This window comes from Soonwooa sp. (genome assembly GCF_030151385.1).
Lineage (GTDB): Bacteria > Bacteroidota > Bacteroidia > Flavobacteriales > Weeksellaceae > Soonwooa.
Window position 1 is genome coordinate 1 of record NZ_JASLDS010000043.1, and the last position, 19,871, is coordinate 19,871.

Genomic DNA, 19,871 nt, shown 5'->3' on the forward strand with positions numbered 1-19,871 from the left:
ATACCAGATTTCTCACGAACTTCGTGCACATTGATGCCTTCCAACATCGAGTCTGGACGTGCAAAATAAATATATTCGAAAGAGCAAATTCTGTTGGTGCAATTTTCTTTAACTAAATAAGATTGCAAACCTTCTTCGTTATCGCTCGTATACACAATCTCACCTGGAAGAATATCACGCACATATTGCGCACCAACGCCATCCAAAGCACAAGATTCTGAAGCCACGACAAAAGTTTTTTCGTCAATCGCTCCTAAAACTAAAGGTCGAATACCGTTAAAATCTCGGAACGCAAAGAATTTATTTCGAGTAACACCAACCACAGAATAAGCGCCTTCAATCTTTTCCATCGTTGCTTTAATCGCTCCACGAAGTCCAAGATCTAGGTTTTTCTGAATTAATCTTAAAATAACCTCAGAATCCGAAGTCGCACGGAAAACCACACCTTCTTCTTCCAACTCTTTTTTAAGTTGTTTGGCGTTGGTCAGATTTCCATTATGTGCGATGGATAGGATAATTTGATCATATTCATTCTTTGCAAAGAAAGGTTGATAATTGTATTTCTTTTTGTCGCCTGCTGTTGTATAGCGTGTATGACCAATAACACAATTTCCCATGAAAGTTTCGGGATTTTCGATGGTTTTAAAAACATCCAAAACCAAACCTTCATCTTTTATAGAATACATTTTCCCATCGTTACCGACGGTAATTCCGCAAGCTTCTTGCCCACGATGTTGCAATGCAAAAAGTCCAAATTGTGATAACGAAAACGTGTCTGTATTTTCATCGGAAACCAAACCAAAAATCCCACATTCTTCCTCCATTTTGTCAAATGGATAAGCGCCAGCTTCTGGTTCTTGATTTTTTAATTCTTCGAATTCGTTATAGCGATTCTGAAACGCATATTTTGGTAACGAACTGAAGTTTTGAAATTCTAAATTCATTTTTTAATTTCTATAGAACTTATGAATTAACTGCTTTTTGTAATCTATCGTATATCTCTTCGTAAGCTTCTGTAACTTCTCCAAGATCTCTTCTGAAACGGTCTTTGTCCAACTTCTTCATCGTATCTTTATCCCAAAGACGACAAGTATCTGGTGAGATTTCGTCTGCTAAAACAATTTTCCCGTCCGAAGTTTTTCCTAATTCGATTTTAAAATCAACAAGGATAATATTCATTTTATCGAATAGCGCAATCAACAATTGGTTGATTTTGTCCGTTAAAGCGTACATTTCTTTTAGTTCATCATAAGATGCAGCGCCCAAAAATACAGCGTGATGATCGTTGATTAGCGGATCTCCCAACTCATCTTTTTTGTAGCAAAGATCAAAAATAGTTACTGGCGATTTAAGACCTTCTTCCACACCAAGACGTTGCGCCATGCTTCCTGCAACATAGTTACGCACCACCATTTCCAACGGAATAATGTCCACTTTTTTCACCAATTGCTCGATGTCACCAAGCTTTTCGATAAAGTGTGTTGGGATTCCATTTTTTGCTAAATATTCAAAAATTAAAGTTGAAATAGCATTGTTTAATTCGCCTTTTCTAGCGAAAGAACCACGCTTTTGTGCATTGAAAGCTGTTGCATCATCTTTGTATCTTACAACAACCTCATCTGCTTTGTCTGTTGCGAAAACTTGTTTTGCTTTACCTTCATAAAGCATTTCTTTCTTTTCCATTTATTCTTTTTACTTTTTTACTTTTAATTTATTTCTATACAAATTTACGGAAATAATTGGTTTAAATATGAACCAAAATTCCCGTTAAAATTGCGATTCCAAAACTTAATAAAGTCCCTATTAATACATATTCTGTTAGTTTCCGTTGTTTAGCTTGTGCCAAATCACTAAACCTAAAAACCGACTTCGCAGCAATCATAAAACCTACGCCTTCCCAATGATTAACAACAATAAAAACGAAAACCATCAATCGTTCCAAAATCCCAATATATTTCCCTGCGTTGGCTAAAGAATCTGTCTGCACTGAATCTTTATCTTGTGGATTGGGCGTCCAAAAACTTATCAGTAATTTAATGATAATGGAACAAGGCGTCGTTAGGAAAACAGCTGCTGTAAAGAGTTTAAGATTGGTTTCATTAAAAATAATGTTCCAATCTATATTTTGTTGAATGATTAAACTCAAAGCAACAATTACTGCAATATGTAAAAATTGATCGATGAAAAACCATAATCGTTTATTTTTAGTTTTTTGAAACTGAAGTTTTGCAGCATCAATCACAAAATGTGTTACGCCAACAACCAATGCAATCCACCAATAATTGAGATTCCAAAGAAATACGAAACTCAAAATTGTGTGCAACAACACATGAATATACAAATATGGACTTGCTAGTTTTTTTTGCTCTTTATCTTTAACCCACGCATTTGGCTGGAAGACGAAATCTCCAAGTAAATGAGCCAATATGAGTGGTAAAAAAATCATTTTTGTTGAGAGATTAGTTGTCGATAATAAGCTTCGGTTTCCATCAAAAGATCGTAGTTAGCGCGTTTTAGACGTTGGCTAATTGAGGATTGTGTCAAGTTAAGTTGCTTTGCAGCTTCGTCTTGGTTGATGTCTTTTTTATTCAAGAACAAATCAACGATTTCTGCCGACATCACACTCCAACTATCAACGGTTAAACTCACCCATTTAAAAATCAAATTAAGTTGAGCATCTAACTCTGGTTTTTCTGAAGCGATGTGAAGATTAATTTTTTCGGCTTTTATACGTTCAAGATTACGTCCAGAATTGACAAAAGCGCTGCCGTTACTTTGCGACACTTTATCAGCGACAAAATTTTGATCGCCCAAACCAATCGAAATACGAACGTCTAAATCTTGGATTTTTTTGATGCCAGCTTTTATTTTTAAAAACTCAAGAAAAGCATCTTCAGCATTTGGGATAAGATACTGAAACTCGTCGCCGCGGTAGTTTTCCCATTCTTGCGAAGTTTTCCCTTCAAAAATCTCTTGCAAAGCTTTGTACCAAACTTCTGCCCCGAATTTTTGAGAGTCAATTATGTCGCCTGTGATGACCGCTTTCATAATGCAAATATAATAAAAATCGCTAATATTTTAAAATATAATACAAAAAGCTTATAAATTAAAATATTAGCGAAAAACATTATAATTAATTAATATTAGCAAAAAAGCTTATATTAAATCATTATTAGCGAAATAGCTTATCTTTTGATAAACTGCTGAACTTTGTCGTCTAATTTTAAGAAATACACACCAGCAGCTAGATTAGCAACATTTACCGAAGCATTTTTAGCATTCAAGGTTCCTGATTTCACCAATCTTCCCATTGAATCTAAAATCTGGAAATTAGCAATTACTTGATCTGACTTAACATTCAAAATATCCGAAACTGGATTTGGATAAATGCTTGTATTCGCCAACAAACTCACATCTTGCGTCGCCAAAGATCCTAAATTCTGACAATAATCTTTTGGATAAGATTGCCATTCTGAAACATCATAAGTTTTGGTTGGATTTTGCACAGTTGCCAAACGGTACAAAGATTTATTAGCATTTCCATTATCCATACCTTTGCTACCAACAGCATCTACAGGAAAATTCTTGTAATTGATCTCTACATAATTGTAGCCCGTAAATGTCAAAGCTGGCGACGCTGATTGGAATCTAGCGTTTGCAGCAGGATAACAAGATAAAGTTGCATTAGGATTAATCGCTACAAAACTTTGTCCATGCTGAAGAATCCCTTCTAACTCCAAAGGTTTTTCAAAATAATAATTGGCACCACTTTTATACTGCGCTGTTAGACGATAATTTTTAAGATCGACATCGTGTCCTGTAAGGTTTTTAATCTCTAAAGCATTATTGTTAGCCGTTCCTTTAATATATTTATCAATCATCAAATCACTAGCATAGGCATCATTTTCCAAAGTGGTAGTCGAAACCATATTGCTTTGAGGACTCTTCAAATAAGCATTATTATAGGCAATAACACTAAAATTATAAGTCGTCAACGGTGTCAAACGATCTGCAACAAATTTATTAGATGAGGTTTTCCCAATTAAAGTTCCATCTTGGTAAACTTCATAACCGATAACTGTTGGATCTTGACTTGGCGTCCATTGCAAACTAGAAAAATAGGCAGAAGTTTTGGTTGTTGCCAAATCCGAAACACCTTGTGGCGCAGTTGTCGCAATATTTTGATTCCAAATCGAATTAACCCATTCTGGATGATCAATAAAAGGATTTCTATTTTTCTGAATTTGATAAACATAGTTGTTACGTTCAATTTCTTTTTGCGAAACAGGATCTGCATTATGCCAGTTAATCAACATTTGAATGTACCATTTTTCAAAAGCTTGCTCCTCGGTACCATTCATTGGGTTTTGATCTTTTGTAGGATCGGCGTTAGTATCAAAGTTAAAACTTCCCAACTTACCTTCATAACGAACAGCATAGTAAAGTAAAGCTCTAGCGACATCACCTTTGAATTCGTTAATTGGTTCATAAACGCGACCTTTATAAGTTGCATTAGGAATCGCACAATTGCCAATTCTAGAACTATTCGTAAAAGTATAATAGATTGTTGATCCAACCACGCCATAAGGATAGTTACTTCTCAGCTGATTGATCCTAGCATCCGTTGGCACTACAAAAAACAAATCCGAATACATTGGATAGTAACTGTTAAAAGTACTTTGTGGCATCATGTGCTCTCTATTCCAGCCAAGACCTTCTGCCGCTGCAGAACCAATCATTTGATCAAAATTATACTCATAAGCATCTGGTCCATCAGGAATTTCGGAATAAATATCCAAAAGACTTCCATCCTTTTCATAATAGCGATCGACATCTGTTGTCGCATAAAAAGTTGGTAAATCACCATAATTCCAACTAATAGGCTTGTTGGAAATAATGTCATGCAATTTCGATTTCAATTGATAACCTGTAAGATTCTCGGTTCCATTGTAATAATTACCAGCTTGTCCAAAAATAAGACTAGGCAATACAAATAATCCAAAATAGATTTTTTTCATACTTAAAAAATTATTGGGGCGCTAAAGGTAATTATTTATTATTGATCACTTTATCAATCATCATTAATAAAATGTTAAAAAACAAAAACATAAAGTTCATTTTTGAATCAATATTATTTAAACTAAAAAAATAAAAAATTTTGTCCCCTTTCTAAATTGAGTTATATTTGGGATTCAAAAACTTAATATGGACAACACTATCGACAGTTTAAAAATGGTCGCTGAAACGGCTAGAGAATTTGCAGAAAAAAATATCCGCCCAAATATTATGGAATGGGATGAAAGTCAAACTTTTCCAAAAGATCTTTTTCACCAATTAGGCGAAATGGGCTTTATGGGAATCGTTATTCCTGAACAATATGGAGGATCTGGGCTTGGATACCACGAGTATGTAGCAATTTTGGACGAGATTTCTCAGGTTGATCCATCAATAGGTTTATCTGTTGCAGCACATAACTCACTTTGTACTAACCACATCTACGAATTCGGTAACGAAGAGCAACGTATGAAGTGGCTTCCTCAATTGGCATCTGGTAAAGTTATCGGTGCTTGGGGACTTACAGAACATAACACAGGATCTGACTCTGGAGGGATGTCAACAACAGCTGTTAAAGACGGTGACGAATGGGTTATCAACGGTGCTAAAAACTTCATCACACATGCAATTTCTGGAGATATTGCTGTGGTTATGACAAGAACAGGAGAAAAAGGAGCAAGAAACAATTCTACAGCTTTTGTTTTAGAAAAAGGAATGCCTGGTTTCTCTTCTGGTAAAAAAGAAAATAAACTAGGAATGCGTGCATCAGAAACGGCTGAGCTTATTTTTGATAATGTACGTGTACCAGATTCTCACAGATTAGGCGAAGTTGGTGAAGGTTTCAAACAAGCTATGAAAATCTTGGATGGTGGTAGAATTTCTATCGCGGCTCTATCTTTAGGAACTGCAAGAGGTGCTTACAAAGCTGCTCTTAAATATGCTAAAGAAAGACATCAATTCGGGAAAGCAATTGCAGAATTCCAAGCTATTAACTTTATGTTAGCTGATATGGCAACAGAAATCGATGCAGCAGAACTCTTGATCCAAAGAGCTTCAACTTTAAAAATGGCTAAAAAACCAATGACTAAAGAAGGTGCAATGGCAAAACTTTATGCTTCTGAAGCTTGTGTTAGAATCTCTAACAACGCTGTACAAATCTTCGGAGGTTATGGTTATACTAAAGACTTCCCAGCTGAAAAATTCTACAGAGATTCTAAACTTTGTACAATCGGCGAAGGAACTTCGGAAATCCAAAGATTGGTTATCGGAAGAGATATCACGAAATAGAAATACATTTTTGATTTACGAGTTTTGATTTATGATTCTAAAATTACAAATCAAAAACAAGAGATTTTAAATAAAATTAAAGACCGGAAAATGCTCTGGTCTTTTTCTTTGCGTGTTAATCAGTATATTTGCTTAAACTTTTATAAAAAATGGAGAAAATAGATAGCTTGAACCAAGTAGGAGAATTTCACAAAACCTTTAAAGCACCAATTCTAGACACGCCGCAAGTCCCATCAAAAGAGCGTTGTGAGCTAAGAGTTAGTCTTTTACAAGAAGAACTTAATGAGTTAAAACAAGCGATTGCAGATAATGATTTGGTAGAAATTGCTGATGCCCTTTGCGATCTTCAGTATGTTCTTTCTGGCGCCGTTTTAGAATTCGGGATGGGTGACAAGTTTGTGGAACTTTTCAACGAAGTGCAACGTTCTAATATGTCAAAAGCTTGCTCTACAGAGGAAGAAGCTGAAGCTACAGTTAAAAACTATCAAGACAAAGGCGTTGATGTTTTCTTCGAAAAATCTGGTGAAAAATATAATGTTTATCGTAAAGAAGACAACAAAGTCTTGAAAAGCATTAACTACTCGCCTGCTGATCTTAAATCTATTCTTTCTTAAAATCTGACTCAATGAAAAATTCTATTTCAAAATATTTATTGCTTGGCGCTCTAGCATTTAGTTTACAAAGTTGTTTTGCGCAAAAAACTGTTGTTAATCGTGAGGTTGATACAGAAAGAGATGGCAAAATGTTGCTGGGCGAGCAAACTTTGGAGCAATTCAAAAAAGAACCATTTTCGGACTGGTATAATAAGGAATACAACGAATACAAAATAGACGAGGCAAGTCTTAAACTCCTGAAGAAAGAAAAAGCGTCTAGCTATTCATACATTGTATTCTTAGGAACTTGGTGCGAGGACAGCCACAGAGAATTTCCACGTTTTATGAAGATTATGGAAGCTGCAGGTGTTAGCCAAAACAGAATTCAGATTATTACTGTCAACCGTAAAAAAGAATCTCCTAATGGTGAAGAAGGACTCTACAACATCCAAAAAGTTCCGACTTTTATCGTAAAAAAATATGGAAAAGAAATTGGCAGAATTATTGAATATCCTGAATCTGGATTCTTGGAAAAAGATCTATTAAACATTTATAAAAAGAAAGATCAAACCAAAATAGCACCAGAGGTTAATGAAAAATATTAATGGCATATTATCTTTTGTGGTTGGAATTCTTCTGACCATTTTTTGTCTATTGGCTTGGAAAGGTTGCCACAAAGAAGAAGGCGCCGTCATCAACAAAGATTACTATCTGCTGACCAACCAAATCACCAAAATGAATAAAATGGTGGTTATGGAGCAGGATTTTTCGAGTTTCCAAACGCACAAGAGCAAAGCTTTCTCGATTGCAGGTTATGATGTCTTGCCAAAAGAAATGGTGCTTTACACAACTGCCAAAGCGCAAGTTTCTTATGACTTAAAAAAGATGAAAATCGATGTCGACACGGTCAACAAAAAGTTAGTAATCGATGCACTTCCACAAGCAGATATTAAAATTTTTCCTGATGTTAAAATCCACTTTATGGACGACTATGCCATTAACCGTTTTAGCCAAGCTGACATCAATGGCATCATGGAATCTGCAAAGAAAAACATGGAAAAAAATATCGATTATACCAAGCTAAAACAAGATGGTAACAAACAATTAATCGAAAACCTCAATGAGATTTTTATCCTTGCTAAAGCTTTAAATTACAAAATTGAAGATCGAACCAACACGATAAAAATCCCTAATTGATAAAACAAAAAGTCCCGACATTTCGGGACTTTTTTATGTTTAAAACTAAATTCGTTTACACAATTTCGCAGGTTAATCCGCGCTCAGATAACATTTGATTCATTGGTTTTAACAAATCCAAATCACCAGTTTTCACAGTACATTTTCCTTTGAAATGCACCAACATCGTGCATTGTTCGGCTTGCTCCAAAGTATGTTTACAAATCTCTATAAGGCAATCTATAACAAAATCAAAAGTGTTGACTTCATCGTTATACAAAACCAATTTATAGATTTCGTCTTCTTTTTCTAAAACCAAAACATCTTCTTCGTGCTGACGTTGCGGTTTATCAAAAGAATCGTGATTATATATTTTCATTTTTTAAATTTAAAATTTGATTTAAAACCACTTAAGACATCGTAGTTTTGATACAAATATCATTGAAACTTAGTTCACAAAAAAATTGCATTTAGACTAAATTCTCTTTGGTTTAAAAAGAATAACAATTAAGCTTCAACGCCAAAATCGGGTTCGTGCGGCGTGTAGACTAATTCTACAACTTCCACACTTTTATTCTGCATTTTTAGAATTTTGATATGATAATCATTGCAGTCGAATTCCTGATTTTCTTCGGGAATGTCTTCTAATTCATGTAAAATGAAACCTGCCAAAGTATTGTATTCTGCATCTTCCGAAAGTGGAAAATCTTTTGGTAAGAATTCATTAATTTCTTCTAAAGGTTGTGTCGCTTGCACCCAATAAACATTTTTGGCAACTTCATCAACCAATTTTTCTTCTTCGTCCTCCTCATCTTGGATTTCGCCTACCAACTCTTCCAAAATATCTTCCAAAGTGATAATACCTTCGGTACCACCAAACTCATCAATAACAACTGCTAAATGTTGTTTTTTCTGTTGGAAAATTTTAAGCAAATCCGAGATTTTCTTACTTCCAACAACAAAGTAAGCCTCACGCATCAATCGTTTAAGATCATCGTGTGACATTTCGCCTTTACTTTTGATATATTCTCTGATAATTTCTTTGGTGTAAAAAATACCAATAATATTATCGATAGATCCTTCGTATACAGGAATACGCGAGTAGCCACTTTCCATCAATTGGTTGATAATCTCTTCGCGATCATCTTCGATATCCACAGATACAATGTTCTGTCTTGGGATCATAATTTGTTTAGCATTATGATCTGTAAAGTCAAATGCATTTTTGATAATCTCGTAATTCTCCTCTTGGATCTCTCCACTGTCAGCACTTTGCTTTACCAAAAGTTGTAGTTCCTCGGTGGAGTGAATATCTTGATCCGTCGCCGGATTGATGTTTATCATTCTTAAAAAACCATTTGATAATGAATTCATTAACCAAATAAATGGTTTAAAAACATTGTAAAACAAACGAAGTGGTGTTGCAATAAAGAATGTTGTAGGTTCGGATTTACGGATAGCAATTGATTTCGGAACTAATTCTCCAAAAACAATGTGCATAATCGTAATTAACATAAAACTACAAACTACGGAAATTGTCGTAATGGTTGTCTGAGAAATATTTAAACTAAAATAGTGGAAAATATCCTCAATAATATGGTGTAGCGCACTTTCGCCCACCCAACCTAAAGCTAGTGAAGCTAGGGTAATACCAAGCTGTGTTGCTGATAGATATTCATCAAGATGTTTGATGATATGTTCGGCTTGCTTTGCCATTTTGTTACCTTCGGCCGCTTTTAGCTGGATTTGGGAGTAACGTACTTTAACGATTGAAAATTCTGCGGCTACGAAAAAGCCATTGAGTAGCACTAATAATAGCGCAATAAGAAGTTTGACTAAACTGTCGGGGTCCATTTAATTTAAAAATAAATATAATTGTGGCAAAGATATGTATAATTTTTTAAACCGATTTTAAAAGTCTGAAATTCAAGATTAAGTTTTTGTTTGATAGGAATCCTAAAAATAAAAAAATTAAGGCCAAAGCTGTGCAATGACCTTAATCCAAACTAATGATAAAAACTACATCTCCGAAGCTTATTTTTTTGATTCTAATTGTTTAATCCTTGCTTCAAGGTTCTTGATAATTTCTTGTTGTTCTTGGATCGCTTTTAAGGCTACAACACCCAATCCCGAATAGTTAACAAACATTTGGTTTTGCTCAGCAATATTTCCTTCGTTTGTTGAATTCACACTAACCAATTCTGGAAAATATTTTTGAAGATCTTGTGCTACAACACCAATATCTTTACGATGCGTCGGATTGTTATTTTTGTACTCGTATCGTAAAAGTTTAAGATTGCTTACAGATTTTAAGACAGAATCCAGCGCTTGGAAATTTGTTTTCAGACGCTCATCCGACAATGATGTATAAGCACCTGTAACACCGTTAAATTCACCCAGATTAGTAGTATTACCAATTATCATATTTCCTGTAGCTGATGGGTAAAAACTCCAACCTTTATCAGCTGTCGCATTTTGGATTCGGATTCCAGAAGTTTGGAAACCGCCTGTAATACCATCAACTTGAAATTTGTAGGATGGTGCTGTGTTATCAATACCAACAAAACCAACTTTACTAATTGTCAACTTTGGCTGTGCTTTTATTGTCAGATGTACACTGCCCTCCTCGTTGGAAGTACCAGTTCCAAAATCAACATCTTCATTTGCGCCTGCATAACTTCCCAAATAGCCGCGGTATTCTCCACCTTCATACAATCCCATCCAAAGACCTGTACTACTCTTTCCTTGGAGTCCCGTACCGCCATTGTTACTCGCATTAATTCCATTTGAAAACTCCGAATATGGGACACTAAGCAATTGGCTAGTCCCGACGATACTATAATTGGATCCGCCAAGTGGGTCTATTTCCGTTTTTAAAAAATACAAATCACTAGCCCAATCAATTGTTTTGAAACTGCCTAAAATTGCCGCTCCGGATCCTATTTTAACAGATACGAGACCATTAGCATTGGTGGTAGGATTAGAAACAGCCTCCGAATAAATCATAGTACCAGTTTCTGAACCTTTCAGAATCGAGACTTTCATCCCTATCGGTTTATTAGCAACCAAAGTGTTGTCAGCTTTTCTTACAACAGCTTGATAACTCATCATATTTGGAGATTGCGCATAAGCTAAGCCAATAAGGCAAATCGCTAAACTTGTAAATAACTTTTTCATGATATTTGTTTTTTTGATTAATAGTTTTAAAATTTAATTTTTGATGATTTTAAATGATTTTAAAATCTTGTTATCGTTGAAAATGCGAAGAATGTAGACACCTGCATTTTCTTTTTGCAAATCGATTTGCGTTTCTTCATTTAAAATTTCATTGGATTTAATTAGCTTTCCGGAAACGTCATACAAGTCGTACTTCGAATTCTTATTTTTTGAAAAATCTGGATTTCTTAAAAATAAAATAGATGTTGTAGGATTCGGAAATACTTTCATTTCTAAAACAATGGATGGATTATCATCAATACCTAAATTCGAAATTTCATAAGCTTGATGAACGCCTTCTGTTGCGGAATAAGTGCTTGTAAAGACACTTTTAGTAAAAACTTGTCCAACCGAAAACGCAATACTTCCCGACGCTCCGCTAGCATTGCCACCACTGGCATTGATAGATTGTTGTGCGATTCCTTTAGACGAAATCATCAGCACAATCATCATTAATAATTGATTTTTTTTCATGGGTTAATTTTTTTAGGTTTAAATAAATTCTAGCAGTTTTCATTGTTTTAAAAATCAGAATTGATAATTAAAATCTTACTAATGAAAACTTGTAGAATGATTTAGAAAATCGCTGCAGAAAGAAAGCAAGTCCTTTTAGCATTAACTTAACAGCTTCTGCAGCGAAACACAATAGTTGAGTCCTCCGGACTCATAATGAAAACATTACTTCTCAATAATTAACTTCTTAGCAACTTCACTTCCGTCCTCTAGTTTTATTTTTAGATTAACGACGCCAGTAGAAGATTGAACTTTGAAATCATGGTTATTAGTTGTTTTTAATTTTAAAAGTTTTCCGCCGAAATCAAATGCTTGCACGGACACTACTTTTTTGTCAGACTCAATTTTAAAGTCATCTTTAGCGGGATTGGGAACAATGCGAATACCTTTCATATCCAACATTTGGTTACCAACAGCCATTGTACTATAACAAGTTGTCGATTTTAAACCATATACAGAATTGTTGACAATATCATCTCCATAAGGCGTCAGTCCAGAATACAAACCATTGTTGGTTACATTTCTTGGTCCTCCACCGCAATCGTAATAATAGCTCCATGCTAACCAACCAATGCCATACTCGCAAGCTTTTGTAAGTACTCTTTTGTAGATGTTTGCAATATCGAGATCACCACAAGCATTTTGATCTTGTTTATTTGCAATTTCGCCAAGGAAGAAATAATATGGGCTATTTTTGATTTCCAGCATTTTGGCATCAATTGCTGCATTTGTTTCAGCATACCCTGACCAATATGTATGGACTGAAAAAATGATATTTTTAAGATTATCAGCATTATAGATTGAGGATGCAATACTATTAATCGTTGTTGATGCTGTACCACAATTAGGTGCATCAATCATAATAGGAACTTTGTATCCAGCAGTTCTTAATGCAGAAACTGCTGCCGAATAATTGGATGCTATAGCTGCTGTATTTCCCGAACCACTCCAATGGTTACTATCAAAAGCAAACTCATTAGCTAGATTAATAATAACACGATCTTGGCGAGCATTAACAAGATTTTTGATGGCAGTTTGTTTCCAAAAATCCATAATTTTAGTATTGAAATAATTCCAATCATTTTCACATGTTTTGTCATGAATTTCTAAAATAGTGTAAAGGCCTTTACTAGAACAATAATCTATAAGCTCGCCCAATTTGCCGCTATCAATATAAGATTGTAAAGTTCCTGGAGTTCCTGAAGTTGCTAAATCTCTCCAATGTACGCCGTTAGTATTCCAAGATATACGAATGGTGTTAGAACCGGTTTTTATAAACTCATCGATTCTACTTTTAAAAGTTTGTGCATCGTTAAGATCTATTCCGTGATCTTCTAAAACTGGATAATTAATTCCTTTTAGGATGAGTGGCGTTCCGTTAGCCGTTTTTAAAGTTTTGCCGTCAACTTTTAGATACTGTGCTTGCGAGAACGCAAACATCATCATCGCTGCAAATAATGTAAGTCTTGTTTTCATAATTAATGTTTTTAATAAAGTTTTTTGATAATCCAAATGTCAACATTAATCTGTATGTCTTTGACTGCCAATTGTTGAATGGCGAGTTTCAGTTGTCGAATGGTGAGATTTTGCCCACGAATCTCATTTTATATCTTTTGGAAAAGATTAAGGAATTCAGTCTTTTTTGCACGACTGATGTTAACGTATTTTCCATCATCCATTACGATTTCGCCGCCATCTCCACGAATATATTGTTTAACAAATTTCAAATTGATAATATAAGATTTGTGCGCTCGGAAAAAATTTGGTTGATCATTTAACACTTCTTCAAACATCGAAATCCCTTTACTGATAAGATGTTTGGTTTGATCTTTCATCACGATATTACAGTAAGAACCGCTTGCCTCGACATACATAATATCTTCGATCATCACAAAAAGCAATCCCTCTTGAACCGATAAAGCAATCCTATCTTGGACTTTATCTTTGTCAAATTTATAAACATTGCTTAATTGCTCTTTCGAAACTAAAAGTTGATCCTGACGAAACTTCTCGATAAGTTCCTGAATATCTTCCAAAGAAACAGGTTTCAAAAGATAATCTAGCGCACTCATTTTCAAAGCTTTAATCGCATATTGATTATAAGCTGTTGTAAAAACGAATTTAAAATCAAAAGAATCAAACTGTTCTAAAACTTCAAAACCCGAAAGATTTGGCATCTCAATATCTAGAAAAACAATGTCTGGTTTCAAAGTTTCTATTGCAGCTTTCGCTTCGCGACTGTCTTGCAGAATTGCAAGTATTTCTACATCTTCAATTTGTTTAAGAAGATGTTCTAAGGTGATAAGGCAATGTTTCTCATCATCCAAAATAATAGTTTTAATCATGGCTATTAATTATTTTGATTAATACTCTTGTTCCTATTCCGACTGAGTTATCGTCGTATAAATCCAGAATCTCCACTTGATTTCTTTTGTCCAAACCAAGAATTCGTCCTTTGGTAATTTCTAAACCGTAAGATTTATGCGCCGAAGCTTTTCTAATTTCTGCGGCTTTTTTTCGACCTACACCATCATCTTCGATTTCGATGACAATCATATCAAAATTATCAACATCTCGCGAGAATCTAATTTCCAAATGTCCTTTTCCGTTTTTGTGATTGATACCATGCCAAATCGCGTTTTCTAAAAAAGGTTGCAAAATAAGTGGCGGAATACTAACTTCCTCAGGTTCGATATCGTCAGAAATTCTAATAGTATAGTCAAATTTGTATTCCATCCTAACCGCTTCGAGGTCGAGATAGAGTTTTGTCGTTTCTAATTCTTCTTTAAGACAAATCGTTTCCTTTTGCGAGTTATCGAGAATCTTACGCATTAATTTTGAAAACGATGTTAAATACCGGCTGGCTTCCTTGTCTTTATTCTGAATGATAAAACTATTAATCGAGTTAAGCGAATTGAACAAAAAATGAGGATTCATCTGTGATCGCAACATTTTGTTTTCATTTTCTTTTGCGCGTTTTTTCAGAATACCTTTTTGTTTTTCTTGCTGAACTAAAAAATAAGTAAATCTAAATGTCAAAAAAGCGACCAACAACAAACTAAGCAACCAAAACCACCAAGTTTTATAAAATGGCGCTGAGATTTCAAACTTAAATTTCAAGGTGCGTGGTTGAATGTTTCCTAAGTTATCACCAACTTGGACTTCAACAAGATAATCTCCTGCAACAGGCATCGCAAGGCTTATTTTGGGTTCGTTACCAAGATAAGTCCATTCTTCATTATTAATTCTGTATCGATAAATAAGTTTGTCTTTATCAGCAAAATTAAGTGCCGAAAAATTAAAATCCAGTTGGTTAATATCCTTTTCTTTAAACTTTAAAATTTCGTTTTCCCCATAATCAAGATTCACGTTATTGGCTTTAACACTGGTCAATTTGAGAACGTTAATCAACTCGGTACGGAGAATATTTTTAATATCAATTTTCTGAACATGATAATCTGTTGAAAAATAAAGCCATTGATCTCTTGTTAGATAAAATGCCTGAGTGACGTCGTTAGAAGCCAATCCATCAATTTTGGAAAGCCGCGTCGTTTTATCTGTTTTAAGATTAAATTGATAAATTCCCTCTCCCGTTCCGAACCAAATATTCTTTTTGGAATCTTGGACAATACCTTGTATATTATCGTTATCAATTTTGAATTCCCTCGTATTCATCGACTTTACGATAAGCTTTTCAGGATTTACAATATTCCATCCACCATAAGAAGAAAATATGACATCTCCATTTTCTAGAAAAGCGCCTCGATTGTAATAGTCGGCAACAAAAAGATCATGATTGCCTTTAATCCTCGTAATTTGCTTAAAAGCTTTCGCACTTTTATCAAAGTAAGAAATCCCAAAATCCTGTGGCATCCAACTTGCAAGCCACATTTTATCGTCTTTTGTTATCAAATCATTGAACAAATTGATGCTAAAAAAACTTTCTTTATTGGTTAAAAAATTGTTTAACTCTTTAAAAGTAATCAAATCGTAAACCCGAATTGGTCCAGAATCTGGAAGTACCCATATTTTAGAATCCCATACTTTAGCAAGTTTAGCTTTGTAATTATCACAAGCAATTATTTTTTCGAAAGCATCGTTATCAGCAACACTTTTCCTGAAAATGCCAATGTCAGTCGCTACGTACAAAAAATCTCTGTCAAGTGATAAACGATTTGGAATTCCCGCAATTGGAAAAGCTTCAATATTCTGTTCCTTATTCTGTCTATATAACAATTGTTGTTTATCGGCAAACCACATCTGTCCTAACCCATCTTCCAAAATATCTGAAATCGACTTTGGCGCAGGCTTGTTAAGGACAATATTTTTGATTTTGTTCTGTTCTTTGGAAACTTTAAGAAGTCCATTGTTGGTAGAAATCCAAAAAATACCCGTTTCGGAATCATAAAAAACATGGTTAATGCTTTCTAAACTTTGGACAACAGTTTCTATTTTATTGGTTTTAAAATCAAAAATCGACAACTGGTGCTCATCATAAAAAGCTAAAGAACTGTTGGAAATTGGCTGCGCGACAAATTTGGCAGAAGTCGTCAACAACATTTGAATAGGGACACCAACGTCAGCATTTAGCTTGCCTAGCCAAGCATCTGGCGAAATCACAAACACATCTTTTCCAAGTCGAATTGCACTGTTAAAACTTTGTCGTCTAACCAATCTTATCCTGTCTGTGTTTTTGTTCCACTCAAACACGCCAAATCTCGAAAACATCAAAAGTCCGTTTTCGCTTGGGACAAATTGAAAATTAAATTTTAAATCTTTATTTTTTTTATCGATTAAAAAGTTTTTTTGTCGCTTTGTTTTAAAATCAAAATATTTAACGTGGTTAAAATCCGTACACCAAATTTTGTTATCTGCAGCAAGATAAAGGTTTTCGAAATGGTCGTTGTTAGGATTGCCATCTCTGAAATTAACTGGCAATAAAACATTGAGTTTCGAATGGATATTTTCAACTTTTAATAGACCTTTACCACTTTCTTCGAGATAAATGCTTTGATCGTCATTGGTTGCGAAATAAACTGTTGAGGAAATATCTTTGTGAGAAACGAAAACGTAACCATCATAGACCGAGATACCTTTTTGGGTGTAGATGTATAGAAAATTATCTTTCTTGAGCGTACCAAAGACCTTGTCAGACGTTAATCCATCTGTATATTGTATCAGCTCAGTCCGATAAGTGGATTGGGATAAATAGAAAATCGGTATCAAGAAAAAAAATAATCTTGCTAGCATTTTGTCGACATTGGTGTTTTCGTAAGGAAATTAAGCAATTTTTGCAAAATCTTAATTGTGCTAAACAAATATCAGCAATTGCCTGCCATAAAGCGATACCAATTGACGAATGGTGAGTTTGGGTTGTTGAATGGTGAGATATTGCCAACAAAAAACGCATCGAAGATTTCTCTCCGATGCGTTTTACCAAACTAACTATTAACTTTAATTAACTATTTTTAAGCGCTTCAGCTCCCGAAACGATCTCAAGGATCTCGTTTGTAATGGCAGCTTGACGAGCTTTATTATAGAATATTTTTAAATCATTTCTCAAAGCTTCCGCGTTGTCTGTCGCCTTGTGCATCGCTGTCATACGCGCACCATGCTCAGAAGCTACAGAATCTAGAATACCTTTGTATACTTGCGTCTTGATAGACTTAGGAATCAAAGTTTCAAGAATCTCTTGTCTTCCAGGTTCGAAAACATAATCAACATTAATTTCTGATGTTTTCTCAGGCATTGCGATAGGAAGCACCTGCTCTGTTACAACCTCTTGAGTTGCTGCATTAATGAATCTGTTATAAACTAGGCAAACTTTATCAAATTTACCAGTTTTATACTCATCCATTATTTTTTGAGTCATTTTAGCAACATTCTCAAAAGAAAGATTATCGAACAAATTACTATGGTTTTCGAAAACAGTTCTGTTTCTTCTAACCGCATCGTACACTTTTTTACCAACCGTGATAATCTCAACATTGTGATTTTGGTTGATAGAAAGCTGATGGTTAAGTTCTTTGATAACCGAAGAGTTGAAAGCACCAGCAAGACCTCTGTTAGAAGTAACAACGATGTAAAGAACATTCTTCACCTCGCGTGCTACTGCATATTCCGAAACATTTTCGGAGTCAGAGCTAGAGCTAACGTTTTCTATAATTTCTTGAAGCTTTTCAGAATAAGGTCTTAACATAACGATCGCATCTTGCGCTTTCTTTAGTTTCGCTGCCGAAACCATTTTCATCGCGCTAGTAATCTGCATCGTAGATGAGATGGACGTAATTCTGCCTCTAATTTCTTTTAAGTTTGCCATTTTATTATTTGGTTGATAGTTGATAGTTGATAGTTGTTAGTTTTAGGAAAATCCCTCAACTGACAACTATCAACCGACAACCAATCTTTATTAATTATATTTTGCAGATAAATCTGTAGCAACTTGCTTTAACACACCAGTGATATCGTTATCGATTTTACCAGCTTTAAGCGCTGACATTACTTCTGGGTGTTTGTTTTTAAGGAAATCAACGTACTCAACGATGAATTCTTTAACCTTATTAATTGGGATATTTTTTAACAAGTTTTCTGTACCAGCGTAGATCATCGCAATTTGATTTTCTACAGGAAGTGGTGAGTTAACTGGTTGCTTAAGAAGCTCCACGTTTCTTTCACCTTTTCCGATAACTGCAAGTGTAGAAGCATCTAGGTCAGAACCAAATTTAGCAAACGCTTCAAGTTCTTTGTACTGCGCTTGGTCAAGCTTCAAAGTACCAGATACTTTTTTCATTGCCTTGATCTGTGCGTTACCACCAACACGAGATACAGAGATACCTACGTTAATCGCTGGACGAACCCCAGAGTTGAACAAGTCTGACTCCAAGAAAATCTGTCCATCTGTAATCGAAATTACGTTAGTTGGGATATATGCAGATACGTCACCCGCTTGTGTTTCAATAATTGGAAGTGCTGTTAAAGATCCTCCACCTTTTACTAATGGTCTTAGAGATTCTGGAAGGTCGTTCATTTGAGAAGCAATAGTATCATCAGCGATAACTTTTGCAGCTCTTTCTAACAATCTTGAGTGAAGGTAGAAAACGTCCCCTGGATAAGCCTCACGTCCTGGTGGTCTTCTTAATAACAAAGACAACTCACGATAAGCAACAGCTTGTTTTGATAAATCATCATAAACGATTAATGCTGGACGACCAGTGTCTCTGAAGAATTCTCCAATAGAAGCACCTGCCATAGCAGAATATACCTGCATCGGAACTGGATCTGAAGCGTTAGCAGCAACAACAACTGTATAAGCCATTGCGCCTTTATCTGTTAATGTTTGTACGATTTGTGCAACTGTAGACGCTTTTTGTCCGATTGCAACATAGATACAATATACTGGTTTCCCAGCGTCATAGAATTCTTTTTGGTTGATGATGGTGTCAATAGCAACGGTAGTTTTACCAGTTTGACGGTCACCAATGATAAGCTCTCTTTGTCCTCTACCTACAGGAATCATCGAGTCAATTGCTACGATACCTGATTGTAACGGTTCAGTTACTGGTTGTCTGTAGATAACACCTGGCGCTTTTCTTTCAAGAGGCATTTCGTAAAGATCACCAGTGATAGGACCTTTACCATCGATTGGGTTACCCAATGTGTCAACAACTCTTCCTAACATCCCTTCTCCTACTTTGATAGAAGAAATAGTGTTAGTTCTTTTAACAGTATCTCCTTCTTTTACAAGTTTTGATTCACCAAGTAGAGCAACACCTACGTTGTCTTCTTCAAGGTTCAATACAATACCTTCAACACCACTTTCGAATTTTACCAATTCTCCGTATTGTACGTTTTCTAAACCGTAAACACGTGCAATACCATCTCCGATAGAAAGTACAGTACCTACTTCCTCTACGTTAGATTGCGTATCGAAATTTGCTAATTGTTGCTTCAGTATCGCTGATACTTCTGCTGGATTTATTTCTGCCATTTTATGGTTGTTTTTTCTTAATTAAGTTGAAATTCTTTCTTAAT

Annotated in this window: 18 protein-coding genes; 4 read left to right on the forward strand and 14 right to left on the reverse strand. The window is 35.0% G+C overall.

All coding sequences use genetic code 11. The annotated features are described in order from the left end of the window. The 5 genes from Q1V95_RS07250 to Q1V95_RS07270 all read right to left on the reverse strand — a co-directional run. The coding region (locus Q1V95_RS07250; RefSeq protein WP_300672209.1) for a class II glutamine amidotransferase at positions 1-944 on the reverse strand (944 nt) is incomplete at its 3' end. A 19-nt stretch (positions 945-963) separates the two neighbouring features. Then, positions 964-1,683, reverse strand: a complete 720-nt coding sequence (gene purC, locus Q1V95_RS07255) for a phosphoribosylaminoimidazolesuccinocarboxamide synthase (protein WP_185116714.1) — start codon at positions 1,681-1,683, stop codon at positions 964-966. Between the two features lie 61 nt (positions 1,684-1,744). Continuing rightward, positions 1,745-2,446, reverse strand: a complete 702-nt coding sequence (locus tag Q1V95_RS07260; RefSeq protein WP_300672219.1) for a DUF3307 domain-containing protein — start codon at positions 2,444-2,446, stop codon at positions 1,745-1,747. Further along, entirely contained in the window at positions 2,443-3,048 is a 606-nt protein-coding gene (locus tag Q1V95_RS07265) for a SatD family protein (RefSeq protein WP_079666946.1), read from the reverse strand. Before Q1V95_RS07265 ends, Q1V95_RS07260 begins: the two co-directional genes overlap by 4 nt. A 137-nt stretch (positions 3,049-3,185) precedes the next feature. Next, positions 3,186-5,018 carry an endonuclease gene (locus Q1V95_RS07270; protein ID WP_300672223.1) on the reverse strand — a complete coding sequence of 611 codons (1,833 nt, stop codon included), beginning with the start codon at positions 5,016-5,018 and terminating at the stop codon, positions 3,186-3,188. Positions 5,019-5,205: 187 nt separating this feature from the next. Between Q1V95_RS07270 and Q1V95_RS07275 the strand changes: the two genes are divergently transcribed. From Q1V95_RS07275 to Q1V95_RS07290, 4 genes are all read left to right on the forward strand, one after another. Then, on the forward strand, positions 5,206-6,342 hold the full coding sequence (locus Q1V95_RS07275; protein WP_300672225.1) for an acyl-CoA dehydrogenase family protein: 1,137 nt from the start codon (positions 5,206-5,208) through the stop codon (positions 6,340-6,342). 149 nt (positions 6,343-6,491) lie between these two features. Continuing rightward, entirely contained in the window at positions 6,492-6,956 is a 465-nt protein-coding gene (locus Q1V95_RS07280) for a nucleoside triphosphate pyrophosphohydrolase family protein (RefSeq protein ID WP_300672227.1), read from the forward strand. A gap of 11 nt (positions 6,957-6,967) precedes the next feature. After that, a complete protein-coding gene (locus tag Q1V95_RS07285; protein ID WP_300672229.1) occupies positions 6,968-7,540 on the forward strand; it encodes a thioredoxin family protein in 573 nt (190 codons plus the stop codon). After that, positions 7,527-8,132 carry a DUF4230 domain-containing protein gene (locus Q1V95_RS07290; protein ID WP_300672231.1) on the forward strand — a complete coding sequence of 202 codons (606 nt, stop codon included), beginning with the start codon at positions 7,527-7,529 and terminating at the stop codon, positions 8,130-8,132. The genes Q1V95_RS07285 and Q1V95_RS07290 overlap by 14 nt, the downstream gene beginning before the upstream one ends. Before the next feature lie 55 nt (positions 8,133-8,187). On the opposite strand, the gene Q1V95_RS07295 is transcribed toward Q1V95_RS07290, so the two are convergent. The 9 genes from Q1V95_RS07295 to atpA all read right to left on the reverse strand — a co-directional run bounded on the left by Q1V95_RS07295 (position 8,188) and on the right by atpA (position 19,827). Then, positions 8,188-8,490, reverse strand: a complete 303-nt coding sequence (locus tag Q1V95_RS07295; protein ID WP_300672233.1) for an ATP-dependent Clp protease adaptor ClpS — start codon at positions 8,488-8,490, stop codon at positions 8,188-8,190. Between the two features lie 128 nt (positions 8,491-8,618). Further along, entirely contained in the window at positions 8,619-9,965 is a 1,347-nt protein-coding gene (locus tag Q1V95_RS07300) for a hemolysin family protein (protein WP_300672235.1), read from the reverse strand. A gap of 180 nt (positions 9,966-10,145) precedes the next feature. Continuing rightward, positions 10,146-11,288, reverse strand: a complete 1,143-nt coding sequence (locus tag Q1V95_RS07305; protein WP_300672237.1) for a tail fiber domain-containing protein — start codon at positions 11,286-11,288, stop codon at positions 10,146-10,148. 33 nt (positions 11,289-11,321) lie between these two features. Further along, positions 11,322-11,801 carry a T9SS type A sorting domain-containing protein gene (locus Q1V95_RS07310; protein WP_300672239.1) on the reverse strand — a complete coding sequence of 160 codons (480 nt, stop codon included), beginning with the start codon at positions 11,799-11,801 and terminating at the stop codon, positions 11,322-11,324. A gap of 204 nt (positions 11,802-12,005) precedes the next feature. Then, positions 12,006-13,316 carry a cellulase family glycosylhydrolase gene (locus Q1V95_RS07315; RefSeq protein WP_300672241.1) on the reverse strand — a complete coding sequence of 437 codons (1,311 nt, stop codon included), beginning with the start codon at positions 13,314-13,316 and terminating at the stop codon, positions 12,006-12,008. 128 nt (positions 13,317-13,444) lie between these two features. Then, the gene (locus tag Q1V95_RS07320; RefSeq protein WP_300672243.1) at positions 13,445-14,185 is read right to left on the reverse strand and encodes a LytTR family DNA-binding domain-containing protein; all 741 of its coding nucleotides are present in this window, start codon (positions 14,183-14,185) and stop codon (positions 13,445-13,447) included. Continuing rightward, a complete protein-coding gene (locus Q1V95_RS07325; RefSeq protein WP_300672245.1) occupies positions 14,178-17,090 on the reverse strand; it encodes a histidine kinase in 2,913 nt (970 codons plus the stop codon). Before Q1V95_RS07325 ends, Q1V95_RS07320 begins: the two co-directional genes overlap by 8 nt. Before the next feature lie 208 nt (positions 17,091-17,298). Continuing rightward, a complete protein-coding gene (gene atpG, locus Q1V95_RS07330; protein ID WP_300672247.1) occupies positions 17,299-18,159 on the reverse strand; it encodes an ATP synthase F1 subunit gamma in 861 nt (286 codons plus the stop codon). 90 nt (positions 18,160-18,249) lie between these two features. After that, complete coding sequence (atpA, locus tag Q1V95_RS07335; protein WP_079666350.1) at positions 18,250-19,827, reverse strand: F0F1 ATP synthase subunit alpha; 1,578 nt, start codon at positions 19,825-19,827, stop codon at positions 18,250-18,252. Positions 19,828-19,871: the final 44 nt, after the last annotated feature.